This is a genomic window from Cytobacillus oceanisediminis (assembly GCF_007830235.1).
Classification (GTDB): domain Bacteria; phylum Bacillota; class Bacilli; order Bacillales; family Cytobacillaceae; genus Cytobacillus; species Cytobacillus oceanisediminis.
In genome coordinates, this window is the sequence record NZ_VLKI01000001.1 from 265759 (window position 1) to 285395 (window position 19637).

The following is a 19637-nucleotide window of genomic DNA, read 5'->3' on the forward strand; positions in this document are numbered from 1 at the left end:
AAGGTACTATATCAAGCCATTGTCTTAACCATAAGCCCCCTAATTGTTTACCAAATTATCATTTGATGCTGGGGCTGTTCGACTTACCTATAATTTGGCTTAAAAGGAAATATAAAACCTTTGGAGGCAGTTGTGGCTGCCCGAAGGTTTTATAAAATTTCTCTATCTGCAAATAAATCTTTTCATTTTTCGAAACCCACAATTTATATATAGAATATTTTATCTTTTAAGGAGTTATAGGTTTCTAGTGGTTTTTTGGATTGTTATATCTTCTTTCTGTCCATAAGAAAACATTTGTAATGAATTTAGCTATCATGATTACGATTAAATAACAGACAAACAGATGGAAATAGTTTATATTTCCATACATTTTAAAAAGTCCAAGGGCAACAAGCAAGGGTTTGAAAATAAATGACAAAATGGCTGAAGTCATAATCGTATACACGTAGTAATTTTTTTTATAATTTAATGTCCATTGGTAAACGAGCATAAACGTAACAGGAATTAAGCTCGAATCAATGGATAGCCCTGGTAACATTGGAATAACCGGAAATGGGTAGTTCCATAAGCCTGAATTCCTTCCAAACAAATCAATATAGCCGAAAAAGATATGTATGCTGTAGCCATAAAAACCCATAAAAAAAATCTTGCTTTTATCAATTTTAAAAAATAAATAAATAAGTGGCACAATAAGGAATGAAACCATTAACCAATATTCAAAGGAAGTATAAAGCGCAAAATCAATCCAATAATCGTTTAGAGCCATTTGCCCCTCTTTACCCATTTTTACTATTTTATCAAATTGGTCAAGACGGTTAGACGCCATATATCCATTCATCCCTTTTAGCACAAATTGATTGTACGTTTTTCTTTTCTCTCTACCTAGTTTTTCTATTGTTTAATCTTTATATGTATACCTTATTTAAAAGAAATTCGTAATCGGAGATATAGAAAGAAAAAACGGACTAGCCGTATAAAAATCTCATGAAAAGCACAACTTATGTTTGCTCTATAACAAACTAGGGGTTGGAAATAATGGAGTGGTTTGGCCACAGTCACAAATCTTTCAATTTTGAACTGTTTTCTGAAAGTCATTTAATGATATTGGCTATTTTTGTTCTTATTTCAGTCTTTATTTTCCTATATCGAAAAAAATTGAATGATCCGAAATGGAGAAGAACTGAAATAGGATCAGCCTTTTCTTTAATATCGATTGAAATCATGAATCACATATGGATGTTGGCGCATGGAGTCTGGAAAACAGGCCGTTCTTTGCCTATGGAATTGTGCAATATCGCCCTCCTATTATGTATCATTTTGCTATTCACCAGGAAAAAAATATTCTTTGAATTGGTTTTTTTTATTGCAATATTGGGTGTTCCACAAGCAATCATAACCCCTGCTTTAACATACGATTTTCCTCATTTTCGATTTTTTCACTTTTTCTATGCGCATTTAATGGTTGTTTGGGTAACCTTGTATTTTACGTGGGCAAAAGGGTATTACCCAACATTCCGATCTTTCATAAAACTAATGGTCTTTATTAATCTGATGTTGCCAGTGATCTTGTTCATTAATAAGCAGGCCGACGGGAATTATTGGTTTTTGCGCCACAAACCGAAAAGCCCAAGTTTATTTGATGTGCTGGGTCCCTATCCATGGTATATTTTTTCATTGGAAAGTGTATTAATCGTCATTTGCTTAATTGCGTGGCTCATCTTGCGAAAATGGGAAAAAAGCTACGAAGAACGTTCTCAAGTTTAATGATTACGATTGTGACAGTCCTGCAGATTCATTCTATTACCCATCCGTTAAATATTCACTTTTAAAAATCCTTACATAAAAAGAACCAGCCTCCGATTTCCTCCTTAAAGGGATACGTGAGACTAGTTCTTATTAAATAGGTTAATCATGCAATTTAGTCAATCAATCTCTTATGTACTACTTTTTAGGAATTTCACATCCATCTTCATCACAGATCACACCATCTTGGTTGTTTAATACGGTGATTTCATCCTCTGCAATGACTTTTTCCAGTGCTTGTACAATTGCCTCGGTTGGCTGTGCACCAGTAAGAGCGTATTTTTTATTAATAAGGAAGAATGGGACACCTGTGATGCGATACTGCTGGGCTGTTTGCTCATCTGCCCGAACAGCGTCAGCCATCTCATCGCTCGCGAGCATTTTTTCTACAGCATCACGATCCAACCCGACTTCTGCCGCCAATTTCGTTAATGTTTCATGATCCCCAATATGTTTAGAATCCGTAAAATAAGCTCGTAATAGACGTTCAGTCATTTCTTTCATTAATCCGTGTGTTTTCGCAAACATCGCCAAACGGTGAGCGTCGAAGGTGTTAGTCAAAACAACTGTATCCATGTTAAAATCCAATCCAGCATTCTTAGCCATTTGTACCATGTTTTGAGTGTTTGCTTTTGCCTGTGCAATGCTCATCCCATATTTCTGGGACAGCTTTTCATACATATTTTCTTTTATATCCCGTTCAGCTGTTGGGTCCAGCTCGAAGCATCGATACGTGACTTCAATCGGATGGTCAATCTGTTTAATGGCATCTTCCAGATGCCTTTTGCCAATATAGCAAAATGGTCAAGCAAAGTCAGTCCACATTTCAATATGCATACTCTATTCCTCCATTCCATTCATTTCTCCTTTAGTATAGTAGTTAAGGTAGTCTTTTACACGAAATTAGCTTGATACCTTTACTGAATATCTATTTATTTCCCTTTTATAGAAAATCACTTTAAGAATTCCGAATCAAATTATGTAAAGAACCCTGACTCATTTCCTCAAATTTGATCTTTCAACCAAGTAACCACCTGATCAATATCCTCTTTGGCAGTGTACCTGCCAAGGCTGAATCTGATAGCTCCCATTCCAATATGTTCAGGAACACCCATTTCTCTAAGGACAGGAGATAATTCTACTTTTCCTGAATGGCAGGCCGAGCCTGTAGAGGCTGCAAGCAAGGGGATGGCAGCTAAAATATCCTGACCAACCCGATTGATAAAACTGACATTCAGGGTATTCGGCAATCGCCTTTTTTCATGCCCATTCAGAACGACACCGCTTCCAAACGCATCCCTTAATTGCTCCCAAAAGTAATTCGTTAACTCCTCAAGCTTTGTGTCATATACATACTCCTGAGCCAGTTCACATGCTTTTCCCAATCCAACTGCAAGCAAAGTATTTTCTGTACCAGCCCGCAAGCCAAACTCATGGCCTGCTCCATGGATAAGGGGTTCTACTTTTATCCCCTTCCGAAGATATAAAGCACCAATCCCTTTTGGTGCATATAGTTTGTGACCTGCGATGGTCAGCATATCCACATTCATCTGATCGACTTCTAACGGGACTTTGCCTGCCGATTGGGAGGCATCCGTATGAAAGGCAATATCGTATTTTCTGGCGATTTTCTCTATTTCATCAATTGGCTGGATGGTCCCCACTTCATTATTAGAATGCATAATGGTAATGAGGATTGTATCTTCCCTAATCGAATTTTCTATATCTTCGGGGGAAACCATGCCATACTGATCCACATCCACCATGGTGATTTCGGCGCCCAATCGTTCTAGAAATTTCAAAGGATTTAAAATAGCCGGATGCTCGATTTTAGAAGTAATAATATGTCTGCCCTTATGCTGATTTTTAAAAAAATACCCCTTCAATGCCAGGTTATTAGCTTCACTTCCCCCGCTTGTAAAAATCACTTCCTCTGGTGAACAAGAAAGTAGATTTGCTACCTGCTTCCTTGCAAACATCAATTTCTCCTTCACGGGACTGCCTGCCCAATGAAGGGCGGAAGGATTTCCATAGAAATCGGTTAAAAAAGGCTTCATTTCCTCCACTACTTCTGGAGCTACCGGTGTACTTGCATTGTAATCCAGATAAATCTGTTTCATATCCCCTATTCCCCTTTCTGCCTAAATTATATCAAAACAATTAAACGACGAAAAAAAGCTGAAACAAGGTTAGGTTTTTGCTTTTACACTTTTCCCATATATACGAAAATTTTTTTTGTCTTTTCGTATTCTGTGGATGCTTTTTATAAATGACGTAAATTAAGAGGAAAATACGCTAGGTCCTTGAACTCACCATAAAATACTTTTCGACACTTCTCCCCTTTACAAGGAAAAGAAACCGTTACTTGACCAGACGAAGTTGTTAGGTATACCTATTGTTTAAATATATGAACAAAAGTAGCTATTTTATTAAATTTAAACACATGTCTTTTACGGGCTTGGAATTACTTTCATACACTATAACGAATTTGTTTAGAAAGGAGGGAAGAAATGTCATCTAATATAGATACACACGTAAGATTAGCCTATAATCGCACAGGACATGCCATTCGATTTACTAGAAGTGCATTAAGAATTATTCAACAGCTTCAGTTTCAAGGACTACCGCCTAACCCGATTAAACCACAATCGTATGTAGATGCTATCGATAGTTTAACTGAAGCTTTGTTTGGCATTCGAGCTCTACCTTTAGGTATACAGCTACCACCTCATCCTATCGCACCTGCTAACCCTATAGTTCCCCAAGATACCAACTAATTATTAAACTATCAGACAATCGAGCTATACTTGCACTGAATAGAACCAATGATGCGATTGTTAGTATTGAACAAGCCCTATCGCTAACCGAAAGTGATACACTAGGTGGGCAACTCTTTGCTATTTTCCTAGATTTAGAAGCAGCAAGGGCTGCAATAGATTCTGGTATCAAAGAAGCTCCCTTCACTGGTGACGCATAAAAAATATCAGCCTGCTTCAGTAGAGACTGGCATTTTGTAGTGAGTCTCTTTTGAATTTTGATGAATAATTAGAAAAATGATCGATTAGTCTTGAACAGTTTGTCCATTTCACCATTTATCTATCAGAATATAATATATTATCAATTAGCAAAGGGGGGGAAAATAACAAATGGGAAAAAAACTAACATCAGGACCATTTTTTGTTCCCGTATCAATTGATGGTTCTGATGATGGGGCAGTAGAGTTTCTATTAATTGGTTTTAAAAATCTTGCGGACAAGTCTTCGACTGTTGATGTATCAGTTCATGTTTGTAATGACATTTCATTATACCCTGCTACTCCTCCAGAGATTGAAATATTCCGAAAAGAAGTCACTATACCAGCAGGACACTGCGCAGTTTTAAAATTGCCTGCGATCGAAACAGACGATGGCAAACCTACCTTCACAGGCAACAATATGCTCCGTGTAGCAATTGAAGGTGATACAGATGAAGAAGCAAAAGGTATTGTAGCAGCACTGTCAGGTGGTAAAGATGATGGACGTACAGCAGTCTCGATGGTGTTTAAGCATGAAGATTTTATCAAGCTAAAGGATTAACTAAGACTATCTCTAAGTAAGCATGAAGAAAATCCTCATTTGGTTTACAGATGGGGTTTTTTTTACCCTTTAATTAAAACAGAAAAAGGCCATTTATTTTAGACTCAAGAGAAATTCTGTTACATGAAAGTCTAAGTAACTTCAAAGATAAAATAGAAGCAAAAGTCAAGAGATGGTCATAAAGGATATAACGTAATTTATAACCCAGATAGTTGGAAATACCATTCATTTTAATTTTTAAGGGGTACAAATGCTTAAATGATACGGGTGATGTCATATAAAGCCTACTGCAAGTTTCTCAATAAAATATCTTTTTACTTATTCACGACTTTGGCAATATACGTAAGTTTGGACAAACTTATATTTGTCCATAGGGAACTCCCTTCTCGAATCTATTGATTCCTAATTCTACTATAAGAATTTATGCTTTTTATCCTAATTTCTCTTAATATTAGTTCTTTCTAGGTATGCAAACACACCCCTCTACTTCATTTTACATATTTATATAAAAATAAATTAAAAGAGGGGTTAATGATGTCGAGAAAACGATCGTCTTTTTGTATTTTTCCAGGCTACAGATGGTGTGGACCTGGCTGCAGCGGACCAGGGGCTCCCATTAACGGCGTAGACGCCTGCTGTAAAGCGCATGATAAGTGTTTAAATAGCGGCAGATCGCGGTGCAGCTGTGATCGGGAATTTCTTCATTGCCTGCGGCCTAAGGTTAACCTTCATGACAAAGAAGGCAGAGTAGCAACGATCATTTATATCTATATGAAAATCCAAGCTGGGTTTACTTGCAGTCCTATTAATAAAAGATGATAAAAAACTCCTGCCAAGAGCGAAAGGCAGCCATTCACCGGCCGCCTTTTTAAATTAACCTTTTATAGCGAGTTCTCTTCACTAATCAATTAACATTAAATTTACATTTAAGATAACTTTGCTTAATAAAAAATGGATATAATATGGTCATAGGATAAAATAACTGAAAGGAGCTGGACGAATGCTTGAGAGGCTGACAAGATTGGTTATCTTAACGATCTTTTGCACTCTTTTCCCATAATCCGAAGATTATTTAAACACCCTTCATTTTGCATCCTGTGGGTGCTTTTTTGTTTTAATAAACTACTTTTTTATTTCTGCTTATTCCTTCAGCAATATACTTTGCTCTCATTGATTTTTTTTAAATGACCTTTCCCCTACATAATTGCAGAAAAATTGATCTAAACGTTTTGTTTCTAAGTTATTAATGCTAAACCTTCCCTCCACCATCGATTAACATGTCCAGAAAGCCGAGTTTAATCTCCTTCAAGTTAAAGACCTCTCAATCAAATAAGGAGAGTACTGGACTATGCTGTTTCCGTTATTCCAAGAAATAAGATCTTTTTCGGATTTCAAATTTACGCACGCGACTGGCTTCTTCCCCATGTACAGGGTCAGGAAGCTGAAACATTCAGTCAGCAGGAAGCCATTCGGTGTGCCATTCAATATGGAGCTGCCATTCAATAGGATCCAGTCGCTCAATCTCCGTTTTTTAGATACACGGATGCTCAAGGACGAGGCCATGAAGTCTGGTTTGAGGATGCTCGAAGTGCTCAAGCCAAATTTGACACTGTAAAAGACTACGGACTAAGGGGAACAAGCTACTGGGTATTAGGCTATCCGTATCCGCAAAATTGGCTGCTGCTCGAAGACAATTTTACCATTCGTAAAATAATTTAGGAAAAACGTTCAAATTAAAGGGAGACCCATTTTTTGGGCCTCCCTTTAATTATATGAGTCTATTTTACCAATATTTTAGAATTTAAATTATAGTAATCGAACCTATATAATAACAGAGTCAATATAAAAAAGGAGGTGGCATAATGAAGAAAAAGTGGTTCGGTTTTATAGCAGCACTATTAATCTCTATTCTATCATTCGGAAACTTTGCACAAGCTGCATCCTATACGGTTCAGCCTGGTGATACGCTTTGGAAAATTGCTTCAAAGAACCAAATGACAGTTGAAAAACTCGTTAATCATAACAAGTTGACCTCTACACTGCTCCTTGTTGGACAAACATTAGATATTCCTGAATCAGGTACTTACAAGGTAGTTTGGGGTGATACTTTTTATAAGATTTCTGTAAAGCTTGGGGTCTCAATGACTCAACTGATCCAAGCAAACCTGCAGATAAATGATCCTAATCAAATTTATCCGGGACAGATTTTGAATATTCCCGAAAAACCTTATACCGGTATGATCTATATGGGCAGCCACAGTAAGAAAGTCATCGCGCTAACGTTTGATGATGGACCGGAGGATGTTTATACTCCGCAAATTTTAAACATTCTAAAAGCCAAAAACGTAAAGGCGACCTTCTTTGTAATGGGACAGCAAGTAAGAGCTTATCCTCATTTACTTAAACAGATTCATTCAGAAGGACATGCACTAGGTAACCACACTTGGTATCATCCTGATGTAAGAACTTTAACAGATGCCCAATTGACTCAAACGGTACAGTCTACAACAGATGAAATAGAGAAAATAACAGGTGTAAAAGTCGACCTATTTAGGCCTCCATATGGAGCCATCCATGACAGCCAAATAGAAACACTGAATAAATTGGGGTATCGCTCCATTTCATGGACCATTGACTCTTATGATTGGAGTGGGGCTTCTGCGAACGAGATTTTATCCCGGGTAAAGCCAAGAGCAGTATCAGGCGGAATCGTCCTACTGCATAACTTCAAAGATGGCAGAAAGCTTGATGGAATGATAGAGGCATTGCCTGAAATGATTGACTACCTGCGCTCACAGGGATATGAATTTGTTACAATACCTGAATTATTAGCTAAATAAAATATGTAATGGGTAATCCAAAATAAATGCTTCATTGAGCTTCAAGTAAACCGCCCATTAGTAAATTAGTAAAAGGCTGCTTTTTTGCAGCCTTATTTTGTTAAGCTTTTCTAAAAATTACGTCCAATATATTTCTCCCAGAAGATTTAATAGAAATGAACCTGGTTATTTGTACTTTTATTTCTTCCTGCCCCGTCAGTTCAATAAAAAAAAGCCACTTATACTGGCAGCTGATTCTAAAGTACCGCAACCCTAAGGTTAATCAATGGATAAAAATTAAACAAATTTGCACATCAAAATATCATCTATATACTCATGTTCACTTAACTTGAATTCTTTTATTTTACGGCCTTCTTCTAAGAATCCCATCTTTTTGTATAACGAAATGGCCCTATGGTTATTTGAAAATACCCCTAAGCTGACCTTTTCAACGAAAGGGTTCTTCTCTGCCCAGGATAATAAAGCTTTTAAAAGGATTTCCCCAATCCCCATCCCCCTGAAATTTTTACTGACCAGCATGGTAATGGAACCCGTGTGAGATAATCTCTTTTTCTCTTGAGATTTAAATACGATCCACCCAACGACTACACCCTTTTCCTTAGCGACGATTAAGGTTTCTTTTTCGTTTTCCAGTATGTTTCGTATCCATTGTCTTTGCTTTTGTATCGGAGTTTTTTCCAACTCTTCTGGTAAAGCAATGAAATACTCTCTTTCAGAAAAAACAGATTTCTCAAGGTCTAAAATGGTTTCTGCATCCTCTACTTGTGCATCACGAATCATGCATGTCACTTTACGGCTAGATTCTGACATTCAAATCCTCCAAATATTAATTTTTTAACTCTATTATTCTTGTAAAGGCAAACAAAATTAGTTCAACAGGATATTTACCAAATTATAACATGGGTTTTGATACGGTTTGCGCTCAACTCCTTAAAGAAGCCTGCGCTGTATTTGCATATAAGACTCTAGCCTTATTTAAAATCATCGTGGCTAATAAGGTTTTATTATTGTTGAATATTCTAGGCTCACTTTTCCAAACTAAATTAAGCACATTAGTTCATCAGAAATGGAGTTTCATAAATATGAGCATTATATTGGCATTACTGGCTGCATTATTTGCTTCCTTTACAGCTATACTTGCGAAGATTGGAATAGAGGATGTCGATTCTAATTTAGCTACCGCGGTCAGAACGGTGGTCGTAGTCATTATGGCATTTTTGATGGTAGTGATAACGGGGCAAACAGTCAGCATCATGAAAGTATCCATGAATTCTTACATTTTTCTCATCCTTTCAGGTTTGACGACTGGGTTTTCGTGGATCTGCTTTTTTAAGGCGATTCAAATTGGTGATGTCTCCAAAGTGGTCCCAATTGATAAAGCGAGTGTAGTCCTAACCATAATCTTATCGTTTATTATTCTCAAGGAACCAGCAACGGCTTTAGTCGTATCAGGGGGCATCGTTATATCCATCGGAACCTTTGTTTTAATTGGAAAAGATAAAAAGAAAGATAAGAATAAAGAAGATACGAAGAAGAAAGTCTTCAATACCAAATCTTATATTTTTCTCGCAGTCCTTTCCGCTGTCTTTGCTGCCCTTACCAATATATTAGCGAAGATCGGGATTGAAGACGTGGATTCCAATGTGGCCACCTTTATCCGTACAGTGGTCATTATACTATTTGCCTGGGGCATCGTTTTCTTTCAGGGAACCTTTAAAGAACTCAAAACGATCTCCAAAAAGTCTTACCTATTCCTCATATTATCAGGCGCAGCAACTGGACTATCGTGGCTATGCTACTTTGGCGCCCTGGCACTCGGCAAGGTAAGCGTCGTCAATCCGATAGATAAGTTCAGTGTGGTACTGATCATGATTTTAAGCTTTATTATTTTAAAAGAGAAGCCAACTAAAAATACAATCGCGGGGGCTATTTTGATTACGATCGGGACCGGACTGCTGGTTATTTAGAGTCTCTTTTGCATAAAAAATAACGTTATAGCTTGTAGAGGTTTTTACTACCAGATAGGCTTTCAAAATAAATTTGGCGGTGATGATCAGTAAATATAAAAAAGATGCACCATCATATGAAATGCATCAATTTAATAAAAAGGTTATAAAGTTATAAAAGCAGCTTTTAATATGGACGGAGCTTAATCTTCCTCATTTTCAATATACACACGATGCCTTGCATAATAGCTTTTATATCGGTAAAGCACTTCCAGGATGACTTCCTGTTCTTGATCACAAAATATATAGGCTGGTTTGGTTGGATGGTTATCCTTCTTAACGTCTATGTTCATTTTCTTTGCTTCTTTTTCGAGGTATTCTTCCAGCTCTCTTCTCTTTAATATTTTGGTGCCATTCTTATTTAAAGACTCTTTTTTCGACTCTACCAGGTTATCTGCCCAAGAGATTAATTCATTTATAGTAATGGTATATTCACCCCCTAAAAGATGGTAATAAAAAAAGGCCAGAAAAGGGGTTCATTCCTTTTCTGACCTATGTTTGGTTCTTTGCCCAGCCATCGAATCAGCATATAAATATATTTTTATTGTCTCTTTAAATGTATTTTAATGTTTTTCAAATCCTGTATTTTCAGATAGATGTCCGGTACCATGCCCATTCATTTTAATCCGAAAAAACAGCAAAAGATTTACCTCCAATATAATAACATCTTCCCATGCATGTAACAAGGTTATTTTAGGATAAATAAGATATAGCTCTTGTCCCCATCAAAATCCCAATCAATAAAATAGTCAGCAACACCTGTGTTTAAGTAACTTTCTAATGCACTAATATGTTCTCCAATTAGTCTCTTCTCTTGGTTTCTTTTTGCAATTCTGAGTGTCTCTTCGTAACCAAGTTCGATTAATTCTCTTTCAATACTCACAAGAATTCCTTTTCTTACAACAATTAGTTTCCGATCATCAATCTTGACTGAATAAATAACATCCGGGGACTTTTCAGCTTCTATGCTGACCTGATCAATAACGTCATTAACCTTTTTACTATGTTTATAGTTATTTTCATTTGAGTCAAGCTCGGAAATTAATGCCAAAACCATACCTGTCTGGCCATCCAGATTCCAGTCATAAAAAATTTCCTTCACTTCTTTCTTTATATATGCTTCAAGCTGGGACTGTATCTCTCCTTTTAAATTTTCCATTAAAAGATCCCTGGTCCGCTGCACATAATCAACCTTTTGATGATCCAACAAAGATTTCTCAAGGGGTGTCAGAAATCCGGTTATGTAAATGGCTATTAAAGAGTCTGAGACAGAACAAAAAATATTGCCCGGCCCCCGGCCAAATTTCTCACGAAGCAGATGGCCCATATAACTGTTAATTTCCTTCTCTAATACAGCTGTTTCCATATTATCCCTCACAACTTAATTTATTCCTATCTTTCCCTTTCGAGATGAAGATAAACCGATAAATAAAAAAGACTGTCATTGTTGGCCATCCATCTTTTTATATGTTTAAGCCTCCTTCTTCTTTCCGAACAGGCGTTAGTATAAATACCCAAATGTATAAGTATATAGGAAACAAAATATACCTTAAGGCTTAAAAGCCGCCAGCACTTATACTGGCGGCTAAATCCCCATTATTTTATCGCAGAATTGACTTCCTGCCCTTTAATTTCTCTTCCCCTCTTCTATAAACCTCAGCAGATCCCCATGAACGATATCATCTGAGAGCCCAAGCTCCTTCCTGACCGTTTCTAAATAAGGCTCACAAAAGCTTACATCCGCTTCTGTTCCCGTATCTCTATTCAAACAGCTGCCGCCTCTGTATAAATACTCTTTGGCAATAAAGCTTCCATCACGGAAAATGACAGGATGGTTTGAATCCCGTTTAAACAGGTTGTGGCCAAAGCTATTGTTTTCTGCATGATGGATTCCGAGCAGGTGCAGGATGGTTGCCCGAATGTCAATTTCACCGCCCATGTTTAAAACCGTTGCCCCTCCAAGTCCCGGCACATGAATGATGAGTGGCACTCTCTTCAGCTTCATCCGGCTAACAGCTGAATCTTCAAGCTTTAAAAGCTCTAATGCTCCTTGTTCATATTCTTTTGAAATGCCGTAATGGTCGCCATAGAGGACAAACATCGTATTCTCATAGAGGCCGCTCTCCTTCATCTCCTGAAAAAAGGTTTTGATGGCTTCGTCCTGATACCTTACAGTGGTTACATATCTGTTTACGACCATTTCTGATGTTTCAGCTTCAGAGATGAATTTATCTTGATTTTCCAGCAAGAATGGAAAGTGGTTTGTCAAAGTAATGAACCTCGCATAAAAAGGTTTTGGCAGGTTCTCCATATATGGAATCGACTGCTGGAAAAATGGAATATCCTTTATTCCATAATTCACTGAATTCTCATCGGTGACCTCATAATCGGCCTTTGAAAAATAACGGTCATATCCAAGTGAGAGGTACATCATCTCCCGATTCCAAAAAGAAGCATCATTTCCGTGAAAAACGGCCGAGTAATAGTGATCCTCTTCAGATAAAATATGGGGCAGGCTTTTGTAGGTATTCTCCGGTTTCCGTACAAAAGCAGAACCGCTGGATAATGGATACAAGCCGGTATCAATCATGAATTCCGAATCGGATGTCTTTCCTTGTGCAGTTTGATCGTATATTTCATTAAAATAAAAGCTGTCTTTAATCAGATCATTGAGAAATGGGGTTATTTTTTTCCCATTGACTTTCTGGTTGATAACAAAATTTTGGGTGGATTCCATGCTAATCAGAACAATATTCATTCCCTTAGCCGCTCCGAAATAGTCTGAAGGCGCTTCCTCTTTGCCGAAGATATATTCAGCAGAAGCCTCTGCATCTGAGGCTGTTGCAAAAGCACGGTTCAGCGGGTATGAGGCGGACATCCCGATATCAAATAGATGGTACTGGTAAAGCCCTATATGTTTAACCAGCTGCTGGCGATTATAAGATTCCGAGAAAAGATGCGGAACTTTAATCCAGCCAAGCAATATAGTCACAGCAACGAACAAAGCGCCGACAGCAAAATATAGCCTTTTCCCCTCTTTTTTCAGGGCTGCTGTCTTTAGTTTCTTTTTCTTGCTTAGCAGCAGATAAAAGAAGAGATCTGCAAACAGCAAGAGATCCCAAAGACTTACAAGTTCAAGAGTACTGGGGCCGATTCCGCCGACGTTTTTAAACTGAAATAAAATCGGGACGGTTACAAAGTCACTATAAAAACGATAATACAGCAAATCAGCATAAAGGATGGCAGTCAGGATGAGCATAGATAACCAAATGGCTGCCGGTTTGGCTTTTTGGCTGAAATGAAAACCAATGCCAAGCAAAATCATGATGGCCCCAAGCGGGCTTATGATCATGAGCACAATGTCCAGCACATTTTGGGCATTTAAGTTGAAACCGATAAAAGAAATTAAAACCGTTTTGATCCACAGCAGAATGACGGCATACGACACCGCTGTCAGCTTTTTAAATGGTTTCATAAACGTACCCATTCCTAATTTGGCTGGCAAAAATTCTTTCCACGATCTTTAAAGACTCCAGTACCGCCATTTCATCCTGCGCCCCCATCAGGGCAATTTGAACCCAGTTACTTCTTAGCAGATATTCGCTTTCATAACTGATCAGAATTCCATTCTTTTTGCACTGGTCCCCAAATTCCCTGCTGGACATTCCATTGGGAAGCTTGATAGTGATGATCCCAGGCGAATACCCATTGGCACCAAGCAATTCACATCCAGCAGCTCTCAATCTTTCTCTCACTGCACTGGATAAAGATTGAATGCTTTCATAATCCACTAACTTTAGCGCCTCATGTAAAGCATTGACCAAATTGGAAGAATGGGTGTATGGAATGCTTTGATGGTCTTCGTACATTTTTAAATCCAAATATCGCGGAACCGAGTTGGATGATCGAATTTTTTCTCTATGGAACACGATCGCAAGCCCCGGGTACGAACCAAAACCCTTCCCGCTCACAGTGGAAGCCAAATAGGTTTCCTTTAAATCCAAAGGGACGACACCAGCAGTGCTGCAGGCATCTACACACAACTCTAATCCATATTCTTTGCACAAGCCTTGAATCCCTTCCAGATCATATAAATAGCCTGTAGATGTTTCGCAATGAACGGTCCAAATCCATTTGATCGAAGGATCCTGATTGATGGCGAATTCAATTTCTGCCAGTGAAATCGGTTTATTCCATTTTTTTTCGATGGATTGAAACGTTAATTGGAACCTTTTGGCATGGTCAATGAGACGAGATCCAAATTCACCATTGGCAAGAATTAAGCCATTCCCCGAAAGATTTTGCAGCTGAGCGGCCACAAGATCATTGGAAAGAGTCCCGGTGCCAACCACAACTTCTGCATAATTGGCCCCTGTCATGTCACATAATTGAATTCTAAGATTTATCAAGCTTTCTTTAAATTCAATGCTTCGATGCGAAATGGCTGTTTTAGAGAAAGCCTTCTTTACTTTTGGATGGATTGGTACTGGACCGGGCAAAAATGAAAGTTCTCTTCTTGCCATGGATCTTTTGGACATCAGCCGTTCAAACGCTTTTGTGGAAAGCCCAAAGCTCTCCTTCGTCAAATACATAGGCTGAAACCTGGCATTCTCATGTCCTAATAAGGGGCCAAAAGGCATGAAGCCCATGTGCTTATACAATTTTAACTGTCTGACTGTCCCGGAAATCAAGGCCATTGTATATCCTTTTTCCAGGCAATAGTCCAAAAGCTTTGTACATAATTGATAAAAGACACGCGTACTTCTATAAGCTTTCTTTACTGATAACAAACGGACTTCACATGGATTCCCATTCAAAGGCAAATAACTCTCTAGGTCTTCCAGTTTGCTGTCAAGCGAAAATGGCCGTTCAGCCCGAATGGCGATCATGCCAACGACTTCTGCACCATCTTTTGCAATCACATATGTATTTTCCTCGTGAAATTTATCAACCAATTGATGATTCTCATTTTCTTCATGCTGAGGGATTTCTTCCACAAAGGTCTCATAATTCAATTTATGTATTTGTTCAAATTCCTCTTGTTCGGTTGCTATTTTATAGATGACGCGATTCATGGTTTACCTCCTATGCTGTGTACCTGGCGGGAGAAAAATTTGGTATGAGAAAAAAGGACAATGATAAAAAGCAAAAGCAGCCCGGCAGGTTTCATGAATGAATGATCCATCAGCCAAACCGAAATGGGTATGGATGCCATGGAAATGAAACCAGCTGCTGTGTATTTACGGAGAATGATATACGCAGCACCCATAATAATGCCAAACACAGCAATAATTATTGGCTCGAGAAATAGAGCGGATGCCAAGTAGACCACAACCCCTTTTCCTCCGTGAAAACGAAGCTGAATGGGAAAAAGATGGCCGATCAGTAAAAAAAGAGCGCTGAGAATTAAATATAAATCCTTTCCATTGGATATGAAGCTGGCAAAAGACAATGCCATCCACACTTTACCAGCATCCACTGCCAAAGTGATCAAAAAGCCTTTTTTCCCTAAAGCCCTCCCCGCATTCGTTGCTCCCACATTTCCGCTGCCCATGTACCGAATATCAAGTTTGGAAAGGAACTTTACTACATAGTAAGCTCCGGTAATGCTTCCCAAAAAATAGGAAACGATGATAATCAAACAAGCGATCATACTCTCATTCATTAAAACACCTAACCTATCTCATATTAAATAAACGATCAGAAAGAGTAAAAAGTTTCATATGTTTACAAAATTCCTTTTATAAAAGTATAAATGTTAAAATTACCCTCTTACTATAGCAAATACAATCCTGTTAGTGGAATAGTTTGCCGTAAGTTCAAAACACTTAAAAGAGGAACATCAAAATGCTCCTCCTCAACTGAAATATGAATCTTTCCTCTTAATCCTATTAGCAATCCTTTTCGCCTGCAATAGTCGAAGCTCCCGTTGATATTCAGGAGGGTAGACAAATTTATAGGTGTTAATCAAGGAAATAAAGAAAATAGGTTACTATAATGGTGCCAGTCCCCCGATTTATTAAGCATCGCCATATCGGGGGACTGGCACCTTGTTTTCTCGTTTAGCAAGAAAGGTCTGTCTGCCAGAATTTAAAATGACATTACACTGAGTAATCAATCATACCTATAAAGATGAGGTTCCAATTTACATTAAAAGGAGATGTTTTATTGAATCCTTATTATTATCAATATTATCCATATAGGGTTAATAACTGGGGACAAATTTTAAATTTATTGCAGCAAAGTTTGTATGCTGAAGAAATGGTATGTGCGATGAGCTCTGAGCTTTTCCATATACCAGAGACCAAAGATTTAAAAGGAAATGTGGAGATGCATAATCATCTTGTTCCAGCCTCCTATCACCGCGTTACTGCTGTAGGGTCCGCCCAAAGACTCGTGAATGGTGAGCAGCGCCAATCCATTATAGACACAATGGCAGCTTGTATCATAAATGCCGAAAATCAAGATCGAAAAGTACGTGATGGGTTAATGACGATGGAGGAAAATGCAGGTCCTGAGTATAAAGCGTTTATTAACGTCATTATCAAATGGCAGGAACAAGCTGAAAATTATTTAGCTCAAGCAAAAGAATCTTTGCGCACGATGGGTGTTTCCTTTCCTTCTGCAGGAAGTGAACAGCAGGATGGAGAATACAATCTTTATTGAGGGCTGGACTTCTTTTTAATGATACAAATCTATAAATTTCCCTAGCAGACTTCGAGGCCTCTTTGGAAGGAAGCGTACATTTAATGAAACGATTAAATGAAGAAGAAATATCCCAACACCTAACCACACTGCCTGGGTGGAAGAGAAAAGATAGCAAATGGATTGAACGCCGTTACCGCTTCAAAGAATACATGGATGGAATCTCATTTGTAAATAAAATAGCATCCTCTGCTGAAAAGGAAAATCATCACCCTTTTATCAGCATCCAATATAAACTGGTCATTGTCTCCCTCACCTCTTGGAATGAAAATGGTTTGACAGAGCTGGATTTTAAGCTTGCCAGTCAGTTAGAGGATTTTTTTGATGCTGTGCCAAAGGTATGAGTTATGCTTTTAAAAGCAGAGAAAGCTCAGTTTGGCTCTGAGCTTCTAAGAAATGTAGTTATGATCAATCGAGTGCAAATCGTTGCACTCGTTTTTAAATATTGTGCTTGTCCCCTGATACGGTGATGTTTTCATACATCGGGGGACAGGCACTGCATGTTAAGCATTTAAATGAACTGTAGCTCTAAAATAAAACTTAACAAGGCTTCATATTTTTATTAAGCTACAACTTTTATGTTCCCATATTGTCTAAGGAGGAAATATGAAATGATAGCAACACAGTATAAAATTACTTTACCAAGTGATTATGATATGAACATTATAAAAGACAGAGTAAAAAAGAATGGCCATAAAACAGACGGATTTCAAGATCTGAAATTCAAATTATATTTAATAACTGAAAAAGGAATCAATCGTAATAGACAAAATAGCTATTGTCCCTTATATCTATGGAAAGGCAGCAGCGGTCTAAACAAATTTCTATTTAATGGATTTTATGATAATATCTTAAACTCATTTGGATGGCAGCGAGTGAATGTCGGAATACCGCTAATTGATACTACTTCATCTCATATCAAGCAGAGTAAATACCTGTATCAAATCACAGGAAGAATCCAGCCACAGGAGAGTCTTCTTAACCTAAAAGATAAAATAGCAGAAGAGCTTCCAGTAATGGAGAATACCCATTATTTGGTTACTTATAATCCTGATAAATGGGAGTATGATGCGTTTTACTTTTTAACCGATTTGGACATTTTAAATGAAATGAATGGAATCATCTATAAGATCCTTCATATATCCTAATAACCTATGTATGCTTGAGCGTTAAAAACGCTTAAGAACGAATATAGTTACTCGCCATAGCAAACTTTAACGCAAACATAACCAATACAATAATATTCGCATTGGTCGTCTGGAGTGTCTCCAATAACACTTCTAGGTATTATTTCTATAAGTGGTAATATTGATTTAACAGTTTGGCGGGAGCAACGGCTTGTTTGATTTTCGTTTAAATCATTTAACATATCTAACTCATCTCCTTCATAATATGCTATTCATGGAAAGGGACAAGTGTATGGTTGTTAAACTATGTATCGCGGCAAGCGAACATTCAAACAGCACGGCTTCGGAGAGATGAATAAAAATTGCTAACGCAAAAAAAAGACTGCTCCCAGTATTAATCAACCAGGAGCAGCCCCTTCATTGTTTCTGCATTACTATCTTATTGTTCTGTATAAATTCCAATATTCACTCTTCCAGCCTGCCTCTTCCTTGCAAACCACGCAAACACAATCGCCGCAATCAGCGTAAAGCCAAGATATCCCATCAGCGGATAAACGGTTCCTACTAATGTAATGAATCCAACAAAGCTTGCCCCAAAAGCTGCAGCCCCAAATAGGACAACAAATAGATTGAACTTAGGATTCTCTCTTTTCACCACACGTGCTGTGAACGCATAAAGCATGCCAACAGCTGTGTTATAAATCATGCCCAATAGTACAACGAACATTAACAATCCAAATACCGGTGAAATCTCATTTGCAAGCGCGAGAATCGGCATATCCGATCCGCCAACGACATCCATTTTAACAAGCATGCCCACATTGATCAGTAAAATGAGAACACCCAGTCCGACACCACCCAGGATTCCTCCCAGTCCTGCCTGCTTTTCATCTTTCGTCGTGCCGCCCATAACCGCCAGCATCGCAGCACCTGCCGCAATATTGTAAGAAACATATAATAACGCACCCATAAACCAGTTCGAAGCGGCTGGTGTTTGACTCTCCGCCAATTTCTGAACTTCTTCAAAATCAATACCCATTGTACTTAACGCGTATCCGCCAATAGTAATGACCATCAAGAGCAAAAATGGAGTCACAAGAGAGATGATCGAAATAACTTTCTGGACATTCAGGCAAACGGTCAAAATTGCTAAAACGGCCATAATGATATTCCCAGCCATACTCGGAATTCCGAACTGTTCTTCAAAAATGGAGCCAGAACCTGCAAGCATGACAACGGCCACACCGAAAAGGAAGAAGGTAATGATGAAATCAACCGCCATTCCAAGGTATTTGCCGCAAATATGGTAGATCACATCTTTATGGGAGTCTGTCTGCAGCCGGCTGCCAAGCTGTGTTAAATTCATACCCAGGAACGCAAACAAGAATGTTGCCACAACGGCTCCAATCATCCCCATCCACCCGAAGCTTGTGAAGAACTGTAAAATCTCCTGACCGGAAGCAAAGCCGGCTCCAACGATTACGCCAATAAACGCCCCGGCAATCTGAATACTCTTTTTCATCATTTTGTCCCCTTTTTAGTATTAGAATTTTTCGACAATTATTATTAAAAGAGAAAGAG

The 19637-nt window shown here is 38.2% G+C and carries 19 protein-coding genes and 1 pseudogene; 9 read left to right on the plus strand and 11 right to left on the minus strand.

Going from position 1 to position 19637, the window contains the following annotated elements:
• Nucleotides 1-244 precede the first annotated feature (244 nt).
• Complete coding sequence (locus tag IQ19_RS01265; RefSeq protein ID WP_144539117.1) at nt 245-826, minus strand: hypothetical protein; 582 nt, start codon at nt 824-826, stop codon at nt 245-247.
• Nucleotides 827-1035: 209 nt separating this feature from the next.
• Here IQ19_RS01265 and IQ19_RS01270 point away from each other — a divergent pair, with 209 nt between their 5' ends.
• The gene (locus tag IQ19_RS01270; RefSeq protein ID WP_144539119.1) at nt 1036-1764 is read left to right on the plus strand and encodes a YwaF family protein; all 729 of its coding nucleotides are present in this window, start codon (nt 1036-1038) and stop codon (nt 1762-1764) included.
• 177 nt (nt 1765-1941) lie between these two features.
• On the opposite strand, the gene IQ19_RS01275 is transcribed toward IQ19_RS01270, so the two are convergent.
• From IQ19_RS01275 to IQ19_RS01280, 3 genes are all read right to left on the minus strand, one after another.
• Nucleotides 1942-2568 (minus strand): DsbA family oxidoreductase, encoded by a 627-nt coding sequence (locus IQ19_RS01275; protein WP_338422626.1) that lies wholly within the window; start codon nt 2566-2568, stop codon nt 1942-1944.
• Entirely contained in the window at nt 2493-2660 is a 168-nt protein-coding gene (locus IQ19_RS28295) for a hypothetical protein (protein WP_242020850.1), read from the minus strand. Before IQ19_RS28295 ends, IQ19_RS01275 begins: the two co-directional genes overlap by 76 nt.
• Before the next feature lie 147 nt (nt 2661-2807).
• Nucleotides 2808-3923 (minus strand): cysteine desulfurase family protein, encoded by a 1116-nt coding sequence (locus IQ19_RS01280; protein WP_144539123.1) that lies wholly within the window; start codon nt 3921-3923, stop codon nt 2808-2810.
• A 390-nt stretch (nt 3924-4313) separates the two neighbouring features.
• On the opposite strand from IQ19_RS01280, the gene IQ19_RS01285 reads away from it, so the two are divergent.
• From IQ19_RS01285 to IQ19_RS01305, 4 genes and pseudogenes are all read left to right on the plus strand, one after another.
• Nucleotides 4314-4580, plus strand: coding sequence for a hypothetical protein (locus IQ19_RS01285; protein ID WP_144539125.1), 267 nt, complete (start codon nt 4314-4316; stop codon nt 4578-4580).
• A 369-nt stretch (nt 4581-4949) separates the two neighbouring features.
• Nucleotides 4950-5378, plus strand: coding sequence for a hypothetical protein (locus IQ19_RS01290; RefSeq protein ID WP_144539128.1), 429 nt, complete (start codon nt 4950-4952; stop codon nt 5376-5378).
• 1317 nt (nt 5379-6695) lie between these two features.
• Nucleotides 6696-7097 (plus strand): annotated as a pseudogene (locus tag IQ19_RS28305) (glycosyl hydrolase family 18 protein); the annotation flags it as partial.
• 143 nt (nt 7098-7240) lie between these two features.
• Nucleotides 7241-8218 carry a polysaccharide deacetylase family protein gene (locus IQ19_RS01305; RefSeq protein ID WP_144539130.1) on the plus strand — a complete coding sequence of 326 codons (978 nt, stop codon included), beginning with the start codon at nt 7241-7243 and terminating at the stop codon, nt 8216-8218.
• A 276-nt stretch (nt 8219-8494) separates the two neighbouring features.
• Here IQ19_RS01305 and IQ19_RS01310 read toward each other — a convergent pair whose 3' ends face one another.
• Nucleotides 8495-9028, minus strand: a complete 534-nt coding sequence (locus IQ19_RS01310; RefSeq protein WP_144539132.1) for a GNAT family N-acetyltransferase — start codon at nt 9026-9028, stop codon at nt 8495-8497.
• A 272-nt stretch (nt 9029-9300) separates the two neighbouring features.
• Between IQ19_RS01310 and IQ19_RS01315 the strand changes: the two genes are divergently transcribed.
• A complete protein-coding gene (locus tag IQ19_RS01315; RefSeq protein WP_144539134.1) occupies nt 9301-10185 on the plus strand; it encodes an EamA family transporter in 885 nt (294 codons plus the stop codon).
• Nucleotides 10186-10367: 182 nt separating this feature from the next.
• Here the strand turns inward: IQ19_RS01315 and IQ19_RS27630 are convergent, their stop codons facing one another.
• From IQ19_RS27630 to IQ19_RS01335, 5 genes are all read right to left on the minus strand, one after another.
• Nucleotides 10368-10517 carry a hypothetical protein gene (locus tag IQ19_RS27630; RefSeq protein WP_158638717.1) on the minus strand — a complete coding sequence of 50 codons (150 nt, stop codon included), beginning with the start codon at nt 10515-10517 and terminating at the stop codon, nt 10368-10370.
• A gap of 395 nt (nt 10518-10912) precedes the next feature.
• Nucleotides 10913-11590 carry a Na-translocating system protein MpsC family protein gene (locus IQ19_RS01320; RefSeq protein WP_144539136.1) on the minus strand — a complete coding sequence of 226 codons (678 nt, stop codon included), beginning with the start codon at nt 11588-11590 and terminating at the stop codon, nt 10913-10915.
• 261 nt (nt 11591-11851) lie between these two features.
• Nucleotides 11852-13729, minus strand: a complete 1878-nt coding sequence (locus tag IQ19_RS01325; RefSeq protein ID WP_242020851.1) for an LTA synthase family protein — start codon at nt 13727-13729, stop codon at nt 11852-11854.
• On the minus strand, nt 13686-15299 hold the full coding sequence (locus IQ19_RS01330) for an aminotransferase class V-fold PLP-dependent enzyme (RefSeq protein ID WP_144539140.1): 1614 nt from the start codon (nt 15297-15299) through the stop codon (nt 13686-13688). Before IQ19_RS01330 ends, IQ19_RS01325 begins: the two co-directional genes overlap by 44 nt.
• Complete coding sequence (locus IQ19_RS01335; RefSeq protein WP_144539143.1) at nt 15296-15889, minus strand: glycerol-3-phosphate acyltransferase; 594 nt, start codon at nt 15887-15889, stop codon at nt 15296-15298. Before IQ19_RS01335 ends, IQ19_RS01330 begins: the two co-directional genes overlap by 4 nt.
• A 503-nt stretch (nt 15890-16392) precedes the next feature.
• Between IQ19_RS01335 and IQ19_RS01340 the strand changes: the two genes are divergently transcribed.
• The 3 genes from IQ19_RS01340 to IQ19_RS01350 all read left to right on the plus strand — a co-directional run bounded on the left by IQ19_RS01340 (nt 16393) and on the right by IQ19_RS01350 (nt 18077).
• Nucleotides 16393-16890 (plus strand): hypothetical protein, encoded by a 498-nt coding sequence (locus IQ19_RS01340; RefSeq protein WP_144539145.1) that lies wholly within the window; start codon nt 16393-16395, stop codon nt 16888-16890.
• An 83-nt stretch (nt 16891-16973) separates the two neighbouring features.
• On the plus strand, nt 16974-17273 hold the full coding sequence (locus IQ19_RS01345; RefSeq protein WP_144539147.1) for a 4a-hydroxytetrahydrobiopterin dehydratase: 300 nt from the start codon (nt 16974-16976) through the stop codon (nt 17271-17273).
• Between the two features lie 267 nt (nt 17274-17540).
• Nucleotides 17541-18077: a DUF4865 family protein gene (locus IQ19_RS01350; RefSeq protein WP_144539149.1), complete on the plus strand. Its 537-nt coding sequence runs from the start codon at nt 17541-17543 to the stop codon at nt 18075-18077.
• A 418-nt stretch (nt 18078-18495) separates the two neighbouring features.
• Here IQ19_RS01350 and IQ19_RS01355 read toward each other — a convergent pair whose 3' ends face one another.
• Nucleotides 18496-19578 (minus strand): YkvI family membrane protein, encoded by a 1083-nt coding sequence (locus IQ19_RS01355; protein ID WP_144540035.1) that lies wholly within the window; start codon nt 19576-19578, stop codon nt 18496-18498.
• Nucleotides 19579-19637: the final 59 nt, after the last annotated feature.